This window comes from Nocardiopsis nanhaiensis (assembly GCF_054778635.1).
Genome location: NZ_BAAGZJ010000055.1, coordinates 18976 through 39826, shown reverse-complemented (window position 1 = coordinate 39826; position 20851 = coordinate 18976). Strand labels below are relative to the sequence as shown.

The following is a 20851-nucleotide window of genomic DNA, read 5'->3' as shown; positions in this document are numbered from 1 at the left end:
TAGGAAACAGGGAGTGTGCGGGCGTGGTGTTCTCCATGACCGGTGTCGGATTCGACCAGCAGGGGGCTCCCCTCCTCGACGGGATCGACGCCGAGGTCGGCCAGGGGCGCCTGACCATCGTCACCGGCCCCAGCGGCGCCGGGAAGACCACACTGCTGCGCCTGCTCAACCGTCTGGCGGAGCCCACCCGCGGGCACCTCGCCTTCCACGGCCGCCCGCTGGCCGAGACCGACGTGCTCGCCCCGCGCCGCCGTGTGGTGCTGGTCGCCCAGCACCCGGTACTGCTCACCGACAGCGTCGCCGCCGAACTGCGCGTCGGGCGCCCCGACCTCGGCCAGGCGGCTGCCGCCGATCTTCTGGGTCGCCTCGGCCTGCCGACCGGTCTTCTCCACCGCCCCACCGCGGGCCTGTCCGGAGGCCAGGCCCAGCGCCTGTGCCTGGCGCGTGCCCTGGCCCTGCAGCCCGAGGTGCTGCTGTTGGACGAACCCACCAGCGCGCTGGACGGGGCCGCCGCCCGGGTCGTGCCCGAGGTGGCCCGCACCCTCACGGCTGCCGGAACCAGTGTGCTCGCCGCCACCCACGGCCGCTCCTGGATCCGCGCCGCCGACGCCGTACTCGTCCTCGACCACGGCCGCCTGGCCGCACACGGGCCACCCCAGAGCCTGGACTACCTGATGGAGGGACCATGACCGCGGCACCGTCATGGGGCGTGGTCGCGCTGTGCACCGTCTTCGTCGCGCTGGCCCTGGCACTGGCCCATGCCCAGCGTCTGGCCCTGAGCCGGGATCTGCTGTGGGCGGCGGTCCGCGCCGCGTTGCAACTGGCCGCTGTCGGCGCGGTGCTGGGTGTGCTGTTCGCCGTGGCCGGGCACCGCCCGGTCGGCGGCCTCGGCCGGGCGCTCGCTGATCATCACCATGTTCTTGGACATGCGGGGCTGGCGGGTGCAAGCGGAGCGGCGGGGCCGGCGCATGGTGCGTCCGGTGCGCAGCAGCTTGGCCAGGTCGCGGCGCAGCTGGCCGCGGCCCTGGACGTAGAGGGCCTGGTAGATCGTCTCGTGGCCCACGCGCATCTCCTGGTCGTCGGGGAAGTCCCGGCGGAGCAGGTGAACGATCTGCTCGGGGCTCCAGCGCTGATCCAGGCGCTGTTGGACATACTCGCGCAGCCGCGAGTTGGCGTCGAGCTTGCGGGTCTTGGGTCGCTTCCTGCGCTCGTCCGTGCGGACCTGGGCGGCGTAGGGGCCGTACCGGTGTTTCTTGATGGAGGCGTAGTAGGAGCGGTTGCGGCGGACCTCGCGGCTGATCGTGGACGAGGCCCGGTCCAGCTCGGCGGCGATCGAGCGGATCGAGGACCGCAGACGCAACATGTCGGCGATCTGCGTCCGCTCCTGCTGGCTCAGGAAACGCGAAGAGCCCGGAGAGGCCCCGGGGCCCCTGAGGGGTGCCACGGGCCTCTCCAGGCTCTTGTGCGCTCTGCGACCGTTGCGCCAGACCTTGCCGGTACGCCGGTTGATGCCGACGATCCGGCAGGCCTCTCTGCTGCTGTAGCCCTGGTCCGTGAGCCGGAAGTATTCCTCCCGCTCACGGACGAGCTTCTTGCGCCCCTGCGGTATCCGGCGTTCTTTGCGGATCTCGTCGTCCATCGCACCCCTTCAGAGATGGGGTGTTGCAACGACCACTAGAACTCAAGGGCCAGCTAGGGGGCGTTTCTCTAGGCGGTGACGTTCCCTCAGGCCAGCGGGACGTGGACTGAAGGTCAAGGACCTGTGAAGCTGGCCGCGGTGGCCTGAGGGCCTCACGGCGTGTCACCGCTCCGGCTTGACAACTCCATCGGGAATCTCCTCGACTCGTGATCGATGACCGGGACGGGCACCCCGGTCGCCTGCCCTGATGCGCTGGGTGATGCGGTGCACGGAAAGGCGATCACCCTTCCGTGGTCTTCAGCGGCCCGACGATTCCTCGTTCTCGGTCATCGACGTACCAGTGCTCGGTGATCAGCCGCGGATACCGGGCCTGTAGCGCCGCCATGCTCGTCTCCACGGCATCGTCCTCGGCGAATACGGGAACGAACGCCTCCGGAACGGCCGGTTCGGGCGCTGCGTCCGCCACCAGGGCATCGAGGATCCGGTTGCGCAGCTCGAACGGGTCCTGTGTTTCCCGCAGGGCGGGCCCGTCCGTCCAGCACAGGGTCCAGATGCCCGCCAGCGAGAACGACCTCTCGATCCCCACCGCTTCAGAGGGCGGTTGAGTGGGGGTGACGTCAGCGGCGCCAGGGAGCAGGACGGGCAGCCCGGCTTCGAGCTCGGGGCGGATCCACAGTCCGAGCAGCCGGTTCGATCCCGGTTCATCCCCGAACTGCCGTCGATGGTTGACCAGATAGTCGCTCACGTTCTCGACCGCGGACCTGACGTCGTCCACGCTTCGAACCAACAGGAGCATGTTCATCGGGTACTTCCCTTTCCTGGAGTGAAGTGGCGCTGCACGTGCCCGGTCGTCATGTGCTCAGCGGTGCGGACGGACAGCTGCCCTCGGGGGTGACCGTGGCCGGAAGCCAGGGCCGCCAACCGGTGGAGGTGTAACGGAGCCAGGGTTCATCGGGGCGCTCGCGTGCGGCGAGACCGACCCAGTCGTGGTCGAACATGTGGCGCAGCACGGTGTGACGCGCAATGAGGGTGTCCAACCGCTGCAAGGGTGCCTGCACGATGGCGAGCAGGCGTTGCGGTTCGTGCCTGGTGTGGTGGCCGTCGGTGAGGGACTGCCAGGGCAGGCCGGACCGAAGGTCGCCGGTGTGACCGGTCATGACACCGAGGCCACCGCCGACGACATTGTGGAGGGCCTTGCTGCCGGCGCCGAAGGCCTGGGGGTCGGTGGCGGCGAAGTAGTACTGGCTGTTGATCCAGTGCGCGACGACGAGCGGCGCCGTGAGTATGGTCTCCAGGACGGTGCCGGCCGGGTCGAGGTCGGGGTCGTAGTCGTGGAGGAACAGACGGCCGTGCAGGTCGATGCCCCGGGTGAGGGCGCGGGGTGCGATGAGGAAGGCCGCGTTGTCGGCCAGACCCCATTCGGGGAAGACCTGGGCCCAGTCACGGGCGCGTGTGCGGGTGTGGCGCGCCGCGTGCCGTGGGCGGGGCCGGGAAGGTGCGCCCGGTAGGGTGGCGCAGCGCTCGGCGGCCAGGTGTGCGCCGGCCGTGCGAAGATCGGCGGTGAGCCGGTCGACGTCCCGGCGGTGGGTGTCGGGCAGGAGGTGGGTGTCCAACAGGCGCACGGTGTCGGTGGTGGTGTCGTGTTCGGCCGGAACGAACCGGGTGTCGTCGGGAATGCCGATGCCGCGTTCGGCGAGATGTCGGCGAACCTGCGGATCGTTGAGCAGGGCGGCGGCGGCGCGGGCGTTGGGACCGCCGGGGTGCCCCCCGCATGCACCGCAGTCCAGCGCGGCCTGGTAGGGGTTGTTGTCGGTGTGGGCACGGTGCCCACAGAATACGACGAGGCGTGCGAACCCCTGGGTCAAACCCATCAACGTGAGAATGCCTTCGGCGGTCGCGGTGCGCTCCTCGGAGGTGAAGGCGTCCTCGAGGGAGATCTCGGTCGCAGGGTCGGGGGTGATACGGCGGGTCCACCACGCGCGGGCGGCGCCGACGGCACCGGGAGCGAAGGTCTTGGCCGCGGCCAACGGGCCCAGGAGCCAACCGGCCGATTCGGCGAGCACGAACGGCGCCACCAGGTCGTCCTTGGCGGCGTGCAGGGAGTGGTCGGCCGCGGCCAGTACCCGGCGGCCGGTCAGCGACCGTTCGGCCGCGCGCCGTCGACCCTCGCTGGGGCGTTCGGTGACGGTGTGCCGGGGCGTGATCGGGCCCGGGCACTGGGCACGAGCGGTTCCTCCGGCGAGGTCGCGGTAGCGCATGGCGACGGCGAAGAATCCGGCGAAGCCCAGGGTCTGGTAGTCACCGAGCGCTTCCAGGTGGCGGCGCAGTCCCTCGGAACGGGGATCGATGCAGCACACCACCTGTGCCCGCGGAGGGGCGTCGGTCCACTCGGGCACCGAGCGGCTCAGGGTGCGCAGCAGTCGGCTCCGGTAGTGGTCTTCGTAGGCGTCCAGCCAGACGAGGGCTCGTTGCTCCACCGGGAGTCGGTCGAGGAACCGCGCCAATTCGGTGCGCTGTGCCGCGTCGGTGTCGGTGATCTCCAGGGCCGCCAGAAGGTGGCGGGCCCGATCGTCGGGTTCGGTGGTGGCCTGCCCGGTGTCGAGCAGGTCGGCGGAGGCCGAGTTCCACGCCGTACCGTGGGTATGGGTCTCGGTGAGCGCGGCGGCTTCGGTGGTCAACCGCAGGGCGAGGTAGGCGACCAGGTCGATACCACTGCCCTGCAGTTCGCCCCGCCAGCGGATGTGGGCGGCGAATCCGGGAAGGCATGCCAGATGGGCCTGGAGATAGCGGGTGCGCTGGTCGTCCGGGACACCGAGGGCGGCCAGAGCCTCCGCAACGGCCTGCTCGGCCCGTTCGGGCAGGTCCCGAAGACGTGTACGCACGCGCCGCGGCAGGGTCGTGTCGTGTGCGGCCAGAGCCCGCCACGCGTGGTAGAAGCCTCGGTCGCGGCCGGGCATCCGCCAGGTGGACTGGCCCTCGTCCAAATAGGCCGAGCACCACTGGATCGTGTGGGTGTCGAGGAGGGCGGCCATGTCCGGGGCCAGCGCTTCAGTCGCTGTGCGTGCCTGGCGGATCGGCGGGGGGTTGGTGATGCCCTGGTGCAGATCGGCCGACAGGAGTTCGACCGGGTCGTAGGGCCGGCCGCCGAGGGTGAGCGGTCGGCATCGCAGCACCTCGGGGTGGCGGCGGATCAGCGCGGCACGCACGTCGTCGTCGGTGATCCGCCCGTGCCGCCAGGCCGCCCGCAGCCAGCTCTCGTCCGGGGTGACCCGCGCTCCGAGCAGGTCCGCGGCGGTGATGGCCGCGTCCGCGAACGGGCGGTCCACCAGGCCGGACAGTGGGTTGACCGCGATGAAGTCGGCGAGCGGCCAGGTCGGCGCCAAGAACGCGGCGGCATCGGCGATCACGGCACGCACGGCGGCCGCCGAGGTGGCGGTCTCGGGAGCGGCCTTGGTGATGGGTCCGATGGTCATGGGTTGCGACTCCTCCTGCTGTGATGACGGTGGCGGAACGCGCGACCGCGTGAAGCCCTGGGTCCGCGCTTCCGGGAGGCCCGGGTGGCTCCGGTCAGAGCGCCGGACGCCGTCCGGCGGTCCCGTCGAGGGGCCGGCGATCACGCCCCGGCTCCCTCAGGTAGGGGCACCGGCCGTGGGTGCGGTGCGGGCACCGCACGTGACGGGAGACCCGGAGTGGTGTGCGTGCGCTGCTGTCCGGCGGACAACGCCAACACGTAGAGGCGGTCGCGCCAGCGGCCGAGACCGAGTGCGGATGCCCGGTGGACCAACAGCGCTCCGATCACCGGCACCGCCACCACGATCGCCGGCAACCAGGCCGGAACTGCGGCGGTGGCGGCAACGGGCACGCTCGGGGCCAGGAACTCCGTAACCACGGCCACCACGCCCAGGTAGCCGATCACCGCACCCGGCAGCACGACCACCACGGTGGCCAGCGCCCCCACGGTCGGGTGGCGCCGCAGCCATCCCCACGCCAGCCGTGCGGCGGTGGCCGCGGCGAAGATCAGTAGCGCCGAGCCTCCGGCGTGCGGAGGCAGCCACCAGATCGCGACGGCCACGGCCGCAACCGCGACGGCTCCGGCGAGGACGGCCACCTGCGCCGAACGCGCGGGGGTCGACCGGGGCGCGGGCGGAGCCAGGATGCGGTGGGTGTGGCGCTGCACCGCCGACCCCGAGCCCAGGAACAAGGTGGCTTTGAACAGTCCGTGCGCCACCAGGTGCACCACCGCCGCCGCGTAGAGGCCGAGCGCGCAGGTCATGAGCATGAACCCCATCTGCCCGATCGTGGAGTGCACCAGCGAGCCCTTGACGTCGGGGCGGGTCAGCATGATCGCCGTGGCGGCCACAGCGCTGACGGCGCCGATGGCGAACGCCAGGTGTGTCGCCGCCGGGGCTGCACCGAAGATCGGCGACAGCTTCACCAGGAGCACTCCGCCCGCGTTGACCACGCCGGCGTGCAGCAGCGCCGAGACCGGGGTCGGCGCCGCCAAAGTCGCCGACAGCCACCGGTGCCAAGGCAACTGCGCACACCGTGCGGCTGCGGCGATCACCAGCGAGCAGGCCACCGCCGTGCCCACCGCGCCGCCGAAGGCTACGCCGTTCTGGTCGCGCAAGTCGAGATCGCCCCAGGCGGCGACCGCGAGAACCACCCCGGACCACAATGCGACGTCTCCGATGATGACCACACGTGCGGTACGGCGGGAGGCGTCGATGGCCGAAGGGGCGGGTCGGTACATCCCCACGAGTCGCCACAGGGCGACACCGGTCAGCGACCACGCCACCGCCAGGGTGACCATCGTGACCGCGGCCACCATCACCGCGGTCGCGGCGGTCAGCGCCCCGGCCGTGATGGCGAACCCGGCCGCGGCCGGGTCGCCGCGCAGGTAGCGCAGGGCGAACACCTGGACCACCGCGCTGATCGCGCACACCAACAACAGCACGATCGCCTCGAGGCGGTCGGCCGCCAACCCGGTCCAGACGTGCCCGTCCGGAGCGGCCAACACCATCGCCACCGGTCCGCCGAGGGCCACCGTCACGGCCAGAGCCCCGGCCAGTGCGGTCGTCGACAGTGCCGCGCCCGCGCCCAGCGCGGGTGCCAGGGGTCGCAGGCTCCGGATCGATCCGGTCATCGCCGCGACGGCGGGAAGGGCCGCCAAGGCCACCAGCATCATCCCCGTCACGCGGCCGCACCTTCCGTCTCAGCGCCCTTCGCGGCGCGACCCGAGACCGGGGTCGCGGTGACGTCGGCGGCGATGGTTTCCGAGGGATGTGCGGGCAGGGCACGTCCGTGGAAACCACTGATCCGCACCCGTGCCGACTCACCGCGGGTCACGCGGCGGAGCGGCCGTCCCCGTCCCGCTCCGGGGGCACCGATGGAGCCCGGCGAGCCGGTGTTGATCGTCGCGTCCGGTGACGGGGACCACCGGTGCATCCGACCCCGCGAAGCCTCGTCGGCCGTCGGCTGACCAACGGTCGGCACACGCGCCATCTCGATGCCACCCATGACACTCACCTCCCAAGCACGTCACTGATAACGCGTGTTAGTATACACGACATGGATCGTACGACATCAATAGCGCGTAATGAAAATCGTGCTATCAGTCACCTGCCACGGGGTGCCATGGTGGATATGCAGGAGTGGACGTTTCTCACCAACCACGCCCACGTACTGCTGTGCGTGGTGCGGGATCCCCAGGCCCGGTTGCGGGATGTCGCCGAGCAGGTCGGCATCACCGAACGGGCCGCACAGCGCATCGTGGCGGACCTCGTCGAAGCCGGGTACCTGGAACGAGAGCGCGAAGGGCGCCGCAACCGGTACCGGATGCACCCCGAGTTGCCGCTGCGCCATCCGATGGACCGCGACACCGCCATCGGAGAACTCCTGGCCGTGCTCATCGGCACCCGCAACGGCCCTGACGAGGCCCTGTGACCACCACCGCCCACCCCTACGCGGACGCACGCGTCGCACTGGCCACCAGACACGCCAAGGAGAGGGTCCTGGGCCCGGCCTTGGCCCGCATCCCGGGTCTGCGCCTGGTCCTCGCCGACGACGTCGACACCGACGAGCTGGGCACTTTCACCGGTGAGGTCCCACGCGCGGCATCGCCGTCCGTGACCGCCGTGCGCAAGGCACGCCTCGGTCTACGGTCGACCGGCCTCGGGCTCGCCGTGGCCAGCGAAGGCTCCTTCGGTCCGCATCCCATGGCTCCGATGCTCAGTGCCGGCGACGAGATCCTCGCCTTCCTCGACACCACCCGGGACCTGTGCATCGTGGAGCGCCGCCTGGGCCTCACGAACTTCGCCCACACCACCGCCCGACGCCTCGATGAGACCACCGAGGCGTTCTTGGGCCGAACCGGTTTCGGCCCCCACGCGATGATCGTGCGCCCCCACACCCCAATCGATCCGCAGGACCCCGGCCCTATCAGCAAAGGCATCCGGACCCGCGCCGAACTGGCCGCCGCGATCAACGAGTGCGCCCTACGGTCGGCGGACGGCCTGGCCCGGCTGGAGACCGACATGCGCGCCCACCTCAATCCCACGCGCATGCGCGAGATCGGCCTGCTCGCCGACCGGCTCACCGACCGCCTCGCCACGCTGTGCCCCGCCTGCGGCACCCCCGGATACGGCCAGGTCGACCGAGAACCCGGCCTTCCGTGCGACAGTTGCTCTGAGCCCACATCACAGACCCTCGCCGTCATCCACGGATGCCAGCGGTGTCCTCATCGCAGCAGCCACCCCAGAGACGACGGTCGGGTCAGCACCGACCCCACGTTCTGCGACGGGTGCAATCCGTGATCGAACCCCGCGGTCCGACATCACCGACGCGACCGTCGGCAGGGCCCACCGGCGCAGACCTGACCATCGCCGCGCTGAAACCGCACCGCGTCGGGTTCCGGGAGGCGACCGCGTGGTCGGTCTTCTACATCGCGGTGGCCCTGATCTTCGGCGTGTGGTTCACCCTGGCTCACGGCGGTGAGCTCGGCACCGAGTACTTCGTCGGCTACCTGGTGGAGAAGAGCCTGTCCGTCGACAACCTCTTCGTCTTCGTCATCATCATCACCACCTTCGCGGTACCGGTCGAGCATCAGCACAAGGTGCTGACGTTCGGCATCGTGCTCGCCCTGGCCATGCGGGCGGTGTTCATCGCACTCGGAGCCGCGCTGTTGGCACTGTTCTCCTTCATGTTCCTCGTGTTCGGCCTGCTGTTGATCTACACGGCGATCCAGTTGTTCCGGCACCGCAACGAGGACCCCGCGATCGAGGACAACTCCGTGGTGCGTCTGGCCCGGCGGGTCCTGCCGGTCACCGACGGGTTCGTCGGTGGCAGGATCTTCACCCGGGTCGACGGCCGCCGTGTGGTCACGCCGATGCTCATCGTGCTGATCGCGATCGGCACCGTCGACCTGCTGTTCGCCGTGGACTCGATCCCGGCGATCTTCGGGATCACCCAGGAGCCCTACATCGTGTTCACCGCGAACGCGTTCGCCCTGCTCGGGCTGCGCGCACTGTTCTTCCTGGTGAAGGGCTTGCTCGACCGGCTGGTGTACCTCTCGACCGGGCTGGCGCTCATCCTGATGTTCATCGGCGCGAAGCTGCTTCTGCACTGGGCCCACGTGGACCTGGACGAACGGGTCCCGGAGATCCCGACGCTGGCGAGCCTGGTGGTGATCATCGTGATCCTGGTCGTGGTCACCGTGGCGAGCCTGGCCAAGACCCGCCGCGACCCTACGGCCAAGGCCCACGCGGGCTCACTTCGCGCGCACGACGCCGAGGCCGGGCGCGAGGACACCACCGAAGAGCCGTGAGCCGGGCCGAGCGTCAAAGAACATCCATCGCCGGCCAAGGCCTGCCGCCGGCGCGGTCACGAGCCCGAGCCGGCGCGGACGACACCACGAGTCCGGCGTCGTGGGGCGCGAATTCCAGGGCATCCAACACGGGCGGCGACGCCACCGACGTCTCGACCTCGACCCCGGGTTCCTGAAGGGCGACCGACGACGGGCCTCCGCCAGTGCGGTCTTCGCACGTTCCCGAAGAACAGCCGAAGATGGCACGACGTCCGGTTCACCGAAGGAGCGGATGGTGCGCGGCACATGCGAGGCGTTCATCAGGCGCAGATTCGAGCGACGCGAACGGACCTCCGCGGCGGCCCAGCCGAGGGCGACCACAGAGCCGGACGAGTTATACGACATGAAATACGCGTGCCGAAAAACGCGATACGCACTACGGGAAGGTGGGGTAAGGTACTGGCATGCAGGAGTGGACGTTTCTCACCAACCACGCCCACGTACTGCTGTGCGTGGTGCGGGATCCCCAGGCCCGGTTGCGGGATGTCGCCGAGCAGGTGGGCATCACCGAGCGGGCCGCACAGCGCATCGTGGCGGATCTCGTCGAAGCCGGGTACCTGGAACGAGAGCGCGAGGGGCGCCGCAACCGGTACCGGATGCACGCGGAGTTGCCGCTGCGCCATCCGATGGACCGCGACACCGCCATCGGAGAACTCCTGGCCGTGCTCATCGGCACCCGCATCGACCCTGACCAGGTGGCGTGACCGCCACCGCCCACCCCTGTACGGACGCACGCGTCGCACTGGCCACCGGACACGCCGAACAGCGGACCCCGGGCCTGGTCCTCGCCGACGACGTCGACACCGACGGGCAAGAGCCTTCGCGCGCAGGAGTCCAACCACGTGATACCTCTGACCGCAACCGCCATCGCCGAGGCCACTGGAGGTCGCCTGACCGCCGGCACCGACCCCCTCCTGTGGGTCACGGCACCCGCAAGCATCGACTCACGCCGGGTCCACCCCGGCGGCCTGTTCGCCGCGCTCTCCGGCCGGCACACCGACGGGCACGACCACGCCCCGGCCGCCATCGCCGCGGGCGCGGCGCTGGTGCTCGCCTCACGGCCGGTGGCCGCCCCGGCCGTCCAGGTCGCCGATGTCACCGTCGCGCTCGGCGCGCTGGCCCGCCACGTGGCGGGCCACCTGTCGGCGACCGTCATCGGCATCACCGGATCGAACGGCAAGACCAGCACCAAGGATCTCGCCGCCCAGGTGCTGGCGCACCACGGACCCGTCACCGCCACCGGCGGTTCGTACAACAACGAACTCGGCTTCCCCCTCACGATCCTGCACGCCACCCCCGACACGCGCTACCTCGTCCTGGAGATGGGTGCCCGGGGCCGCGGGCACCTCGGCTACCTGTGCGACCTGGTCACGCCCCATGTAGGCCTGGTGCTCAACGTCGGCACCGCCCACATCGGCCAGTACCCCGACGGACAGGCCGGGATCGCCGTGGCCAAGAGCGAACTGGTCGCCGGACTCCCCGACGCCGACCACGGCGGCCTCGCCGTCCTCAACGCCGACGATCCGCTCGTCTCAGCCATGGCGGACCGCACCCGTGCCCGCCCTCTGTGGTGGAGCCACCACCCCCATCCGACGCGCGTGCACGCCCGCGACGTGCGCCTCACCCAGGACGGTCGCGCGGGATTCACCCTGTGCACCCCCGAGGGCACCGCGCCCGTCACGCTCTCGCTCACCGGTCGGCATCACATCGGCAACGCACTCGCCGTCGCGGCGACCGCTCATGGCCTGGGTCTGGACACCGCGATGATCGCCCAGGCGCTGACCGAGGCACGGCCCAGGTCCGCCGGACGTATGCAGACCATCGTCCGGGATGACGGTATTACCCTCATCCACGACGCGTACAACGCGAATCCGGACTCGATGTCGGCCGCTCTCACCGCGCTGACCTCGGTGACCGCGCGTCGCCGCATCGCGGTCCTGGGAGAGATGGCCGAGCTCGGAGAGCACGCCGCTCAAGCCCATCGCCACCTGGGCGTGCTCGCCGCACAGGCCGCTCTCGACCTCCTGGTCGTGGTCGGCGATGACCACGCCGCCCTGATCGCCGACGCCGCCCGCGCCGCATGCGACCACCTCGACATCGTCTCCGTCCGTGACGCACGGCAGGCCCACGACGTCCTCCACCGCGGCCTTCACCCCGGCGACCTCGTCTTGATCAAGGCCTCCCGGGCCGCCCGCCTCGAAGACCTCGTCGCCGCCCTCAACGACCGCTGAACCGGCCGGAGCCACGACTCGCCTGATCGCGGGGCCCGGCCGCCCGGCCGAGCCGGTCCGCGATCGCCGATCCGATCCCCTCCAGGGCGGGAAGTGATGCCACGATGACCTCGCATCCGTGCCGGTCGAAGTCATGGAGGAACCCATAGAGCCGCTGCGCGTACTGTGCGGCCGAGTCCGGTACCGCGATCACGTGCTGCGCGGAAGACGACACGGCATCACCCGCGAACTCGGGGGGAAGAAGGACACCGACCCGTTGCCCTTGCGCCGCCAGCAGTTCGGCTTCGTCGAGGACCCGGTCCGGTTCGACCAGGAGCACCCGGGCCCGCGGCGCGTAGTGCGACGGGAACTGGCCTGGAACCCGGACAGCGCTCTTGGCCCGCACCGACACGGCACGGCCCAGTACGTGCTCGAGGTCCTCTCGACTCACACCACCGGGGCGCAGGATCGCCGGCTCACCCGTGAGATCGACGATGGCGGACTCGACGCCGACCGAGCACGGGCCACCGTCGAGCACATAGTCGACGTCCGCGCCCAATCCCGCATGGACATGACGGGTCGTCGTAGGGCTGACCTCGCCGAAGCGGTTGGCCGAGGGCGCCGCCACCCCGCCGCCGAAAGCCGTCAGCATCTTCAAGGCGACCGGATGGTTCGGCACCCGCAGCGCGATGGTGTCGAGGCCACCGGTGACCACACGGGGAACACGGGCCGCCCGCCGAAGCACCAGCGTCAGCGGGCCCGGCCAGAAGCGTTCGGCGATGAGGTGCGCCGTGTCGGGCACGTCGGCCGCCCATTCAGCGAGCTGGTGCGCGCCGCCGAGGTGCACGATCAGCGGATGCGTCGTCGGCCGCCCCTTCACCGTGAAGACACGTTCCACGGCGCCGACATTCTCGGCATCGGCGCCGAGCCCGTACACCGTCTCGGTGGGGAACGCGACCAGACCGCCCGCACCCAAGGTGCGAGCGGCGCACTCGATGCGGTCGAGTACGAGTTCGGGTTGGTCCGAAATCACCGTTCACCCCTCGTAACAACAATCTGACACACCGACATTCAGCGTGATCGGTTACCGTGCTGTATGCCGTCGGCTCTCCCGGGGAGTAGCGCTCTCAGCCTATCCTCGCTGGGCGCTGCAGCGTCCAGACGGACGACGGCCCCGCCCCTGCGCTCCGGCGACACCGAAGCCGACGCGCCCAAGAAGTGACAGAGGCCGCGCGGGGGCCGCCGACCTGTCGGGCCGCCTCACGACTCGGGGAGCCCTGCATCTTCGGGGTGTGAGTCTTCACCGCGTGCTCTCTTGTGTCTGGTCGGTCTCGTCCAGTTCCAGGTGGGCCTGGGCCGCGCCGGGCGGGGACACATCGAGCACGTAGTCGCCGAAGCGGCGGATGTGCGCGCTCATGTACGGGGCCAGACAGGCCACGTCGGGCCCGTAGACGCGGTGGCCCTCGTTCCTGAGCTGGGTCAGGGCCGCGGTGATGGCCACGGCGTTGTAGAAGATCACGCAGTTGGCCAGCAGTTCGTTGAACTTGACCAGCAGCTCCATGTGGTCGGGGTCGTTGTCGGCCAGGGTGCCGTTGTTGCCGAACCGCAGCCAGGAGGAGAACCCGTGGAAGGCCTCCACCCGGTTGGTGACGGCGGTGATGCCCTCGCGCAGCTCGGGTTCGTTGAGGTAGCGCAGCAGCACGGTGGTGCGCATCGCCCGCCCCAACTCACGGAACGCCCGGTACAGCCGGTTCTTCTTGGACTCGTTGCTCAGGCGGCGCAGCAGCACCGAGCTGGACAGCCGTCCCTCCTTGATGGACAGCACGGTGCGCATCAGGTCGATCCAGTGGGTGCGTATGAGTTTCCAGTTGATGACCGCGTCCTCGCCGAACAGCGCATCGATGTGGCGGTAGCGGGCGTTGGCGCTGGGGCGGTAGAAGACCAGGTCCTTCCAGTTGCGGATACGGGGCAGCAGCTCCACCCCCAGCAAAGCGGCCAGTCCGAAGGCCGGCAGGGACTGGCCCTGGGTGTCGGCGTGGAGCGTCTCGGGCTCCAGGCCGCTCTCCTGGCGCAGCAGTCCCTCGAAGATGTAGACGGCCTCCCACACCCCGCACGGAATGAAGTGGGAGAACAGCGCGATATAGGAATCGGCGATGTGCCGGTAGGCGATCCCCCCGTACCCGCCATACCGCACGCTCGTCTCCGCCAGGAGGTTGTCGTCCCAGGTGTCGATCTGGGTGCCGTCCGCCCCCACCCGTGAGCCATCGCCCCACCAGTAGGTGACGTCCAGGCAGCTGAAGGCGTTGACCACATCGGCGCTGGCCCGGTTCAGCTTGTGCGCGGTGACGTGCTCGCGGGCGGGCCCGGCGATCTCGTGCGGCGAGAGCCCGCCGCGCAGGTGACGCGACATCTGGTGCGGCCCCAGGTTGGTGCCGTAGGTGAAGCCGATGACCGAGTAGCGGCCCAACGGGTCCTTGATCTTGGGGTCCGACCCCGACAAGGGCCCGAAGTGGCGGTACCAGCCGATCCAGTGCGCGGTCCGGGTGACGATGTCCAACAGCCCGACCTCGTCCATGCGCTCGGTGACCGCGGCCTCCAGCGCGAGCGCGGAGGCGGTGCGCTCGCGGCCGCGGCGCCGCTTGAGCGTGGGCACCCCGTCCTCGTCGATCGCCAGGTCGGCGTTGTCAGGGTAGGCGGCGTCCGTGCGCGCGGCGTGCGCGTCCAGCAGGCCCCGGACCATGTCGCACAGCCCGTCGGCCGTGTCGGGGATGCCCGCCTCGGCGCAGTAGGCGGCGATCTTGCCCTGGGCCTCCTCGGCGCTCATGAGCTGGTCCAGGAAGCTGGCGTAGGAGTCGGCCCCCACCACAGCCACGTCCCCCGTGCGCAGCTCCGAGGCCAGGTAGGAGAACACGCACACCTCCAACTGGCGGCGCACGAAAACCCCCGGCCGACCGCGCTCGCGGATCGTCTTGGCCCAGTGCTCGGAGACGAAGGAGGTATCCAACGCCTCGCAGCCCTCCAGATGGTCAGGGACATACTCACCGCGTAGGTGCCGGTTGGCGCGGATGAACGCCACCGCCCGCAGCACCGAGTCATCAGCGCTGGTGGGCTTGAGCTCCAACACCTCCAGCAGCTCGAACAGCGCTGCCCGGTGGGAGCGGTAGAACCCCGCCATCAGGCCCGTGTAGTTGTTGCCGTGGTGGGCGGAGATCTCCTCGTGCTCCTGCGAGACCTTGGCGACGCCGCCGGCGTCGGCGAGCGGTTTGAGCATCAGCTCCCCGGCCCGCTCGCACACCGCCGACTCCGCCCACGCGGCGGCCTCGCCGTGGGCGTGGGCCTCCCGGGCTCCCGAGAGCATACGGCCGAACACGCCCCACAGCCGTTCGGTCTCGGCCCGCTGGCGTTCGCGGATCTCCTGCAGGCGCTCGCGCCCCTTCTTGTGGATCGCCGCCATCCGGCGGCAGAACATGCCCGCGACCTCATCGCGAGCCCGCACCCGGGCCACGTGGACCAGGCTGACCACCAACGCGATCCGCTTGTCATCGTTGAACTTGCGCAGTTGGGAGATATCCAGCACCCGCGCCTCAGCGGCGAAGTGCTCGACCTTGGCCTTGGGAACCTCTTCCAGCCACACCTGGGTCGGCCCGAGCAGGTCCAGGTCGCGCAGGTGCCGCAGGTGCTGCTTGAACCGCGACAGCGACGGGCGGCGCGCGGACTGTTTGAGGTCGTCGGCCGGGGAGGTGCGCCGTCCCGCAGGGACCTGGAGCAGCCCTTCCATCCGGGCGATGTCGTCGTCCCCCATGCGCTTGGTGATGCCGAAGAAGAACTCGTAGTTGACCTCGGCTCGCACCCGCGCGGCCATCTTGTCCAAGACGGTGAACCCGGGCAGCTCGAAGCTGTTGCGCGTCAGCTCCTCCAAGGCGACGTTGATCAGGTCGGCCGGGTTGTCCTTGACCCGCGCCTCGGCGCGCATGGTCTCCTCGGCCAGGACACGTGCGGCCTCGCGGTCGCTGTTGACGCCCTGGCGGTCGCGGACCAGTGCCCGGTGGTGGCGCCGGGTCCGGTCCGAATCGTGGGCACACTCCACATCGGCGGCCAGATCCAGGCGGCTGCGCACATGACCAACTACAGCGTCGGGGACCTCGTCCATGCGGGGGAAGTACCCCAGCCGTTGGAAGGCCTTGAGCTGGACCACCAGCGCGAGCAGGTGCTCATCGGAGCGGGTGGCGCGCTGGGCCCACTCGATCTCCTTTGGTGAGGGGGTGAAGACGTCGTACAGCTCCTGGGGCGGCACGCTCTTCTTGAACCGGGGGTAGGCGGTGCGGTCGATCGACGCCATCGGTCCTGCCTTGACTACGAAGCGGAAGTGGCGCGGACAACCTAGCGCTACTCGGTGCAGCGTGTCCGGGAAGTAGTCAAACCGTCACCATCAGGTTCAAGCCCAGGGCCTATTGCCGATCCGTCACGTATTCCGGTCGCCCCCCTTGGGCGGCCGGGACGTGCTGGTCAGTGCCGCCGCGCACGAGACCATCCACCAGCTCACCGCGGACCACTGGCGGGTCCTGCCGGTGGACATCTCCGAGTTCGAGAAGTTGGAGGCGTGCGTGACCTGCCTGAGCGTCCTGATTCCCGACCGCCCGCCGCTTCCGGGCACCTGATCGCCCCTGCGCCGAACTGCTCGGCACTCTCCCAAGGGCAGAACGCCCCGCCGTTGGTGAAGGGAACGCTCGACGCGGACGGTCCGTTGGTTCGGCGAAGCCTTCGGCACAAGGGAGAAAGGGCGTTCATGAGCAGTCCGGTCAAGCTGGTCCGCAACGACGAACTGACCTCGGCGGTGGACTACGCCTACGCGGCCTCTGCTCAGGCCCCGGCACGGGTGGTGTGGACCGCGGGGGCCTGTCCCTTGGACCAGGACGGTGTCACGGTGGCCGTGGGTGACTACGCGGGCCAGGCCCACCAGGTCATGCGCAACCTGGCAACCGCCCTGAAGGGTGCCGGGGCCGAGCTCAACGACGTCGTCAAGACGACGGTGTACGTGGCCTCCGACCGGCAGCAGGACCTGGTCGAGGCCTGGGAGGTGGTGCGCTCGTACATGGGTGAGCACGACGCCCCCGGCACCCTGCTGGGTGTGACCGTGCTGGGCTACGACCACCAGCTGGTCGAGGTGGAGGCGGTGGCCGTCACTGGCTGAGCCGGATCAGCCCCGGGCGGGGGCCGCCCCTCGACGGTGGGCGGCCACCCGTTCGCGGCCGGCACAGCGGCGTGAGCAGTACCGGCGCCGGCTTCCGTGCGCGGTGTCCACGAATACCCGCTCGCAGCCGCGCGCCGCGCACGTCCCGCCCGGCGGGCGCTGCCGTTCGCCGATGAGCTGGGCCAGCACCAGGCTGGTGGAGGCCAGGAACCACTCGGCCAACGGTGCTTCTTCGTCGTCGCTGTCCACGTGCAGGTGCCAGCGGTGGGCGCCTCCGTGGTTGGACAGCCGGGGCGGGTACGCGGTGCGGGCGAGCAGGGCGTTGACCCGTTCGGCGGCCAGGTCCACGGTGTCGGCGGCCAGCACTGACCGCAGTTCGGCGGCGGCCGCGCCCAGTGACACCACGTCCTCGGGCGTGGGTCCGGGGTCGACTTCGCCGTGCTCGCGCAGGACCACGGCGACCTCGGCAGGTGTGACGTCCTCGGCGGCCAGCGTGTCGATCAGGTCGGTGGCGCGGTCGACGACGGCCTGGGTCGCGCCTATGGCGACCACGCTGGGTGGCTTCACGCTGTCATTGTAACGCCCATGGCGTGGTATGGCGTTACCCCGTAGCGTCCTGTGGGTGACCAAGCGCTACGGACTGCCCCGGTACCTGTTCGGCGCGGCCGCGGCCCGCGCGGGCGACGAGATGTCGGGGCCCGCCCTGCTGCTCCTGGGGGTGGCGGCCACCGGCGCCGCGACCACCGGTTCGGCGCTGCTGGCCGGGATCACCGCGACCGCCGCCGTCGGCGGACCCGCTGTGGGCGTCCTGCTGGACCGGGCGTCGCGCCCCGGCCGCCTCCTGGCCGTGATCCTCGGCGTCTACGCGGCGGGGCTGGCCGCGGTGGTGCTGCTCCTGGAACGTGTTCCCTTCGCCCTCGTGGTGGCACTGGCACTGGGCATCGGCCTTCTGGGGCCTGCGCTGTCCGGTGGGTGGACCGCGCAGCTGCCCCGGGTCCTGGCCCCGGAACGCCTGGCTCGGGCCAACGCCTGGGACGCGATGACCTTCAGCACGGCCAGCCTGGTCGGACCGGCGGTGGCCGGGGCCGTGGCGGCCTGGGCGGGGGCTCCCGCCGCGGTGGTGGCCTCGGTGGTCCTCATCGCCTTCGCGGTGCCCGCGGCCTGGACCCTGCCCGCCCGGGTCAGTCGCCCCGAACCCTCGCCCGTGCTCGGTGAGCTGGCCTCCGGTGCGCGCGCGGTACTGGGCAGCCGGGCACTGCTGCGGGTCACACTGGCCTCCACGGTCTCCATCGCGGGGACCGGGATGATCGTGGTCAGCGCTCCCCTGCTCGGTGAACGCCTGCTGGGCGCGGCGGAGAGGGGCGCGATGCTGTTGTCGGTGATGGCCGCGGCGGCCCTGCTGGCCAACCTGGTGCTGGCGCGTCGGCCATCGCGGACCCGCCCCGAGACCGTCGTGCTGGTGTGTGTCCTGGTTCAGGCCGCGGGCGTGGGCGGTGTGCTTCTGGCGCCCTCCGGCGCCTGGCTGGTCCTGGCCGTCGCCGTGGTGGGCGCGGCCGAAGGGCCCCAGCTCACGAGCCTGTTTGCGGTCCGGCACCGGGAGGCGCCCGAACGGTTGCGCAGTCAGGTGTTCACCACCGCCGCGAGCCTGAAGGTCAGCGCTTTCGCCGCGGGCGCCGCTCTGGCCGGTCCACTCGCGGACCTGTCCCTGCCCGTCTGCCTGGCGGTGGCCGCGGCCGTCCAGGTCTGCGCCGCATTGACCTATCTGGCGGTGCGCCCCGAGCGCGATCCCAGGCGGAGCCGGGACGCCCACCTCGGCAGCGGCTGAATTGCGGACCGGAACTGACCGGCATGCCTGGCAGTATCGAGCTATGAAGTCGACTTCGGCCCGGCTGCTCCAGCTGCTGTCCCTCCTCCAGACCCGCAAGGACTGGCCCGGTGCGGACCTCGCCGAACGCCTGGAGGTGAGCGCGCGCACGGTCCGCCGCGATGTGGACCGGCTCCGGGAACTGGGCTATCCCATCCGGGCCACGATGGGTAGCGGCGGCGGCTACCAGCTGGGCGCCGGTGCCGCCCTGCCGCCGCTGCTGTTGGACGACGACGAGGCAGTCGCGGTGGCGGTGGGGCTGCGGACCGCGGCCCAGGGCGGGGTTTCGGGGATCGAGGAGACCTCGGTGCGGGCCTTGGCCAAACTCCTGCAGGTGCTGCCCTCCCGGCTGCGCCGACGGGTGGACGCCCTGGGCTCCTTCACCGTGCCGATGCCGGGTGAGGGGCCCACCGTGGACTCCGAGACCCTCACCCTGGTGGCCGCCACCTGTCGTGACAGCGAGCGGCTGCGCTTTGACTACGAGAGCCACGAGGGGGTGGACACCCGCCGCCTCGTGGAACCGCACCGGCTCGTGTCCCTGGGGCGGCGCTGGTACCTGGTGGCCTGGGACACCGACCGCGAGGACTGGCGCACCTTCCGGGTGGACCGCATGCGCCCCCGCACCCCCACGGGACCGCGCGTGCCCCCGCGCGACCCTCCCGAACAGGGGGTGGCCGCCTACCTGGCGCAGCGGTTGAACCTGCACATGTGGTCGAACCAGGCACGGGTTCGCCTGTTCGTCTCCGCGGAGGAGGCCGAGCGTACCTACGCGTCCACCATGGGGCGGGTCGAAGCGGTCGACGAGCACTCCTGTGTGCTGGTGTGCGCGGGCGAGGACATGAACGACATGGCCTGCTTCCTGGGGATGCTCGACATGGACATGGAGGTCGAGGAACCGCGTGAGCTGCGCGAGGCGATGGCCCGCCTGGGTGAGCGCTTCTCCCGCGCCGGGCAGGAACCGGCAGGAGCGCAGGAGCCAGCGGGCGGGCAAGTACCCGAAGGACCGTAGAACCGCTGCCCCGTGTGCTAAGCGTTGAGGCCCGCCCCACCCAGGGAAGGCACCGCGTGACTGAGACACCACGGCACGATCCCCCGCTCACCGACCGTGCGCTACGGGCGGTGGAACTCGCCGGTCATGAGTGCCAGGCCGTCAGGCACAGCTACTTGGGCAGCGAGCACCTGCTCGCCGGCCTGGTCCGTGAAGCTGAGGACCACGAGGAACAGGCGCTGGTCGGCCTCACCCCGCACGCGGTGCGCCGGGAGTTCGTGCGCATCATCCCCCCGGGCCACCAAGTACCAGAAGGCGAGATCCCCTTCAGCCCGCGGGTACAGCGGGTGCTCCGCTACGCCTTGGAGGAGTCCCGCCGGCTCGGGCACGCCGAGATCGACACCGGCCTCCTGCTCCTGGGGGTGCTCAACCTCGGGGACGGGGTAGCCGCCCGGGTCCTGCGCCGCCTGGACGTCGACACCGCCAAGGCCCACAGTGAGATCCTCGCCAGACTGACGGGCGAACCCCCACACGACGGGAGTCATGAGTAGGTGTACTCACAAAACCTGGGTACGAACACCGATGAGCGGGAACACCTTCTCCTTCTAAGTTGGCTGCCATGACAGACTTCCTCATCGGCCACACCGCAATGGTCCTCCACTACTTCTTCTACGCCTACGTGGTTTTCGGCGCGCTCCTGACCTGGAAATGGGCCTGGACTTTCTGGGTGCACCTCCCGGTGGGCGCCTACGCGCTCGGGATCGTCACCATCGGCTGGCCGTGCCCCCTCACCGACGTCGAGAACTGGTCGCGGGCCAACACCGGCCGGGAGATCATGGAGTACGGGTTCATCGACTACCACATCACGGGCGTCTTCTACCCGGAGGACCACCTGATGACGTCGCGGTTCGTCATCGCGGGCATCGTCGCGGTCGGCTACGCGGTCCTAGCCTGGAAGATGTACCGGAAGCGGTCGGGGAAGGCCGAGTCAACGCTGTCCCGATAGCCCCGGAAACCCCCGGTTGGGCGAAGTCGGCACAGGGAGCCACCAAAGAAGCTACGTTGGGGAGTCATTTATTTTCGTAGAGTGATGGAAGT

General features: G+C 70.4%; 18 protein-coding genes and 3 pseudogenes. 13 read left to right on the top strand and 8 right to left on the bottom strand.

All coding sequences use genetic code 11. The features are described from left to right. Window positions 1–35: 35 nt before the first annotated feature. Both ACYVD1_RS23280 and ACYVD1_RS23275 read left to right on the top strand, forming a co-directional pair. Complete coding sequence (locus ACYVD1_RS23280; RefSeq protein WP_106247094.1) at window positions 36–689, top strand: ABC transporter ATP-binding protein; 654 nt, start codon at window positions 36–38, stop codon at window positions 687–689. Continuing rightward, window positions 686–805, top strand: a pseudogene (locus ACYVD1_RS23275) (hypothetical protein); the annotation flags it as partial. The gene ACYVD1_RS23280 and the pseudogene ACYVD1_RS23275, both read left to right, overlap by 4 nt. Before the next feature lie 48 nt (window positions 806–853). On the opposite strand, the pseudogene ACYVD1_RS23270 reads toward ACYVD1_RS23275, so the two are convergent. From ACYVD1_RS23270 to ACYVD1_RS23250, 5 genes and pseudogenes are all read right to left on the bottom strand, one after another. Beyond that, window positions 854–1639, bottom strand: a pseudogene (locus ACYVD1_RS23270) (IS30 family transposase); the annotation flags it as partial. A 280-nt stretch (window positions 1640–1919) separates the two neighbouring features. Beyond that, window positions 1920–2441 (bottom strand): hypothetical protein, encoded by a 522-nt coding sequence (locus ACYVD1_RS23265; RefSeq protein ID WP_061081143.1) that lies wholly within the window; start codon window positions 2439–2441, stop codon window positions 1920–1922. A gap of 49 nt (window positions 2442–2490) precedes the next feature. Beyond that, window positions 2491–5112 (bottom strand): DUF2309 domain-containing protein, encoded by a 2622-nt coding sequence (locus ACYVD1_RS23260; protein WP_061081144.1) that lies wholly within the window; start codon window positions 5110–5112, stop codon window positions 2491–2493. 140 nt (window positions 5113–5252) lie between these two features. Further along, window positions 5253–6824: a proton-conducting transporter transmembrane domain-containing protein gene (locus tag ACYVD1_RS23255; protein WP_061081145.1), complete on the bottom strand. Its 1572-nt coding sequence runs from the start codon at window positions 6822–6824 to the stop codon at window positions 5253–5255. A 5-nt stretch (window positions 6825–6829) separates the two neighbouring features. Continuing rightward, complete coding sequence (locus ACYVD1_RS23250; RefSeq protein WP_460776616.1) at window positions 6830–7156, bottom strand: hypothetical protein; 327 nt, start codon at window positions 7154–7156, stop codon at window positions 6830–6832. 126 nt (window positions 7157–7282) lie between these two features. Between ACYVD1_RS23250 and ACYVD1_RS23245 the strand changes: the two genes are divergently transcribed. The 5 genes from ACYVD1_RS23245 (at window position 7283) to ACYVD1_RS23225 (ending at window position 11731) form a co-directional block, all read left to right on the top strand. Continuing rightward, window positions 7283–7582 (top strand): winged helix-turn-helix domain-containing protein, encoded by a 300-nt coding sequence (locus ACYVD1_RS23245; protein ID WP_061081176.1) that lies wholly within the window; start codon window positions 7283–7285, stop codon window positions 7580–7582. Continuing rightward, window positions 7579–8451 (top strand): DUF6671 family protein, encoded by an 873-nt coding sequence (locus tag ACYVD1_RS23240; RefSeq protein ID WP_061081146.1) that lies wholly within the window; start codon window positions 7579–7581, stop codon window positions 8449–8451. The genes ACYVD1_RS23245 and ACYVD1_RS23240 overlap by 4 nt, the downstream gene beginning before the upstream one ends. After that, a complete protein-coding gene (locus tag ACYVD1_RS23235; protein ID WP_460747020.1) occupies window positions 8448–9461 on the top strand; it encodes a TerC/Alx family metal homeostasis membrane protein in 1014 nt (337 codons plus the stop codon). The genes ACYVD1_RS23240 and ACYVD1_RS23235 overlap by 4 nt, the downstream gene beginning before the upstream one ends. Before the next feature lie 443 nt (window positions 9462–9904). Further along, on the top strand, window positions 9905–10204 hold the full coding sequence (locus ACYVD1_RS23230) for a winged helix-turn-helix domain-containing protein (RefSeq protein WP_061081148.1): 300 nt from the start codon (window positions 9905–9907) through the stop codon (window positions 10202–10204). A gap of 138 nt (window positions 10205–10342) precedes the next feature. Beyond that, a complete protein-coding gene (locus ACYVD1_RS23225; protein ID WP_061081149.1) occupies window positions 10343–11731 on the top strand; it encodes a UDP-N-acetylmuramoyl-tripeptide--D-alanyl-D-alanine ligase in 1389 nt (462 codons plus the stop codon). Here ACYVD1_RS23225 and ACYVD1_RS23220 read toward each other — a convergent pair. Both ACYVD1_RS23220 and ACYVD1_RS23215 read right to left on the bottom strand, forming a co-directional pair. Then, the gene (locus tag ACYVD1_RS23220) at window positions 11718–12743 is read right to left on the bottom strand and encodes an L-threonylcarbamoyladenylate synthase (protein ID WP_061081150.1); all 1026 of its coding nucleotides are present in this window, start codon (window positions 12741–12743) and stop codon (window positions 11718–11720) included. The two genes, ACYVD1_RS23225 and ACYVD1_RS23220, sit on opposite strands and share 14 nt — an antisense overlap. Window positions 12744–13010: 267 nt before the next feature. Continuing rightward, on the bottom strand, window positions 13011–16049 hold the full coding sequence (locus ACYVD1_RS23215) for a Tn3 family transposase (protein WP_061081151.1): 3039 nt from the start codon (window positions 16047–16049) through the stop codon (window positions 13011–13013). Between the two features lie 94 nt (window positions 16050–16143). On the opposite strand from ACYVD1_RS23215, the pseudogene ACYVD1_RS23210 reads away from it, so the two are divergent. Then, a pseudogene (locus ACYVD1_RS23210) lies at window positions 16144–16368 on the top strand (N(G),N(G)-dimethylarginine dimethylaminohydrolase); the annotation flags it as partial. Between the two features lie 128 nt (window positions 16369–16496). Then, window positions 16497–16901, top strand: a complete 405-nt coding sequence (locus tag ACYVD1_RS23205; RefSeq protein ID WP_460776615.1) for a RidA family protein — start codon at window positions 16497–16499, stop codon at window positions 16899–16901. A gap of 6 nt (window positions 16902–16907) precedes the next feature. Here ACYVD1_RS23205 and ACYVD1_RS23200 read toward each other — a convergent pair whose 3' ends face one another. After that, entirely contained in the window at window positions 16908–17468 is a 561-nt protein-coding gene (locus ACYVD1_RS23200; RefSeq protein WP_460776614.1) for a CGNR zinc finger domain-containing protein, read from the bottom strand. Between the two features lie 55 nt (window positions 17469–17523). On the opposite strand from ACYVD1_RS23200, the gene ACYVD1_RS23195 reads away from it, so the two are divergent. The 4 genes from ACYVD1_RS23195 (at window position 17524) to ACYVD1_RS23180 (ending at window position 20759) form a co-directional block, all read left to right on the top strand. Further along, window positions 17524–18726, top strand: a complete 1203-nt coding sequence (locus tag ACYVD1_RS23195) for an MFS transporter (RefSeq protein WP_460776613.1) — start codon at window positions 17524–17526, stop codon at window positions 18724–18726. Window positions 18727–18769: 43 nt separating this feature from the next. Further along, window positions 18770–19774 carry a helix-turn-helix transcriptional regulator gene (locus ACYVD1_RS23190; RefSeq protein WP_460776612.1) on the top strand — a complete coding sequence of 335 codons (1005 nt, stop codon included), beginning with the start codon at window positions 18770–18772 and terminating at the stop codon, window positions 19772–19774. A gap of 56 nt (window positions 19775–19830) precedes the next feature. Further along, window positions 19831–20304: a Clp protease N-terminal domain-containing protein gene (locus ACYVD1_RS23185; protein ID WP_460776611.1), complete on the top strand. Its 474-nt coding sequence runs from the start codon at window positions 19831–19833 to the stop codon at window positions 20302–20304. A 68-nt stretch (window positions 20305–20372) separates the two neighbouring features. Beyond that, entirely contained in the window at window positions 20373–20759 is a 387-nt protein-coding gene (locus ACYVD1_RS23180; RefSeq protein WP_460776610.1) for a DUF2784 domain-containing protein, read from the top strand. Window positions 20760–20851: the final 92 nt, after the last annotated feature.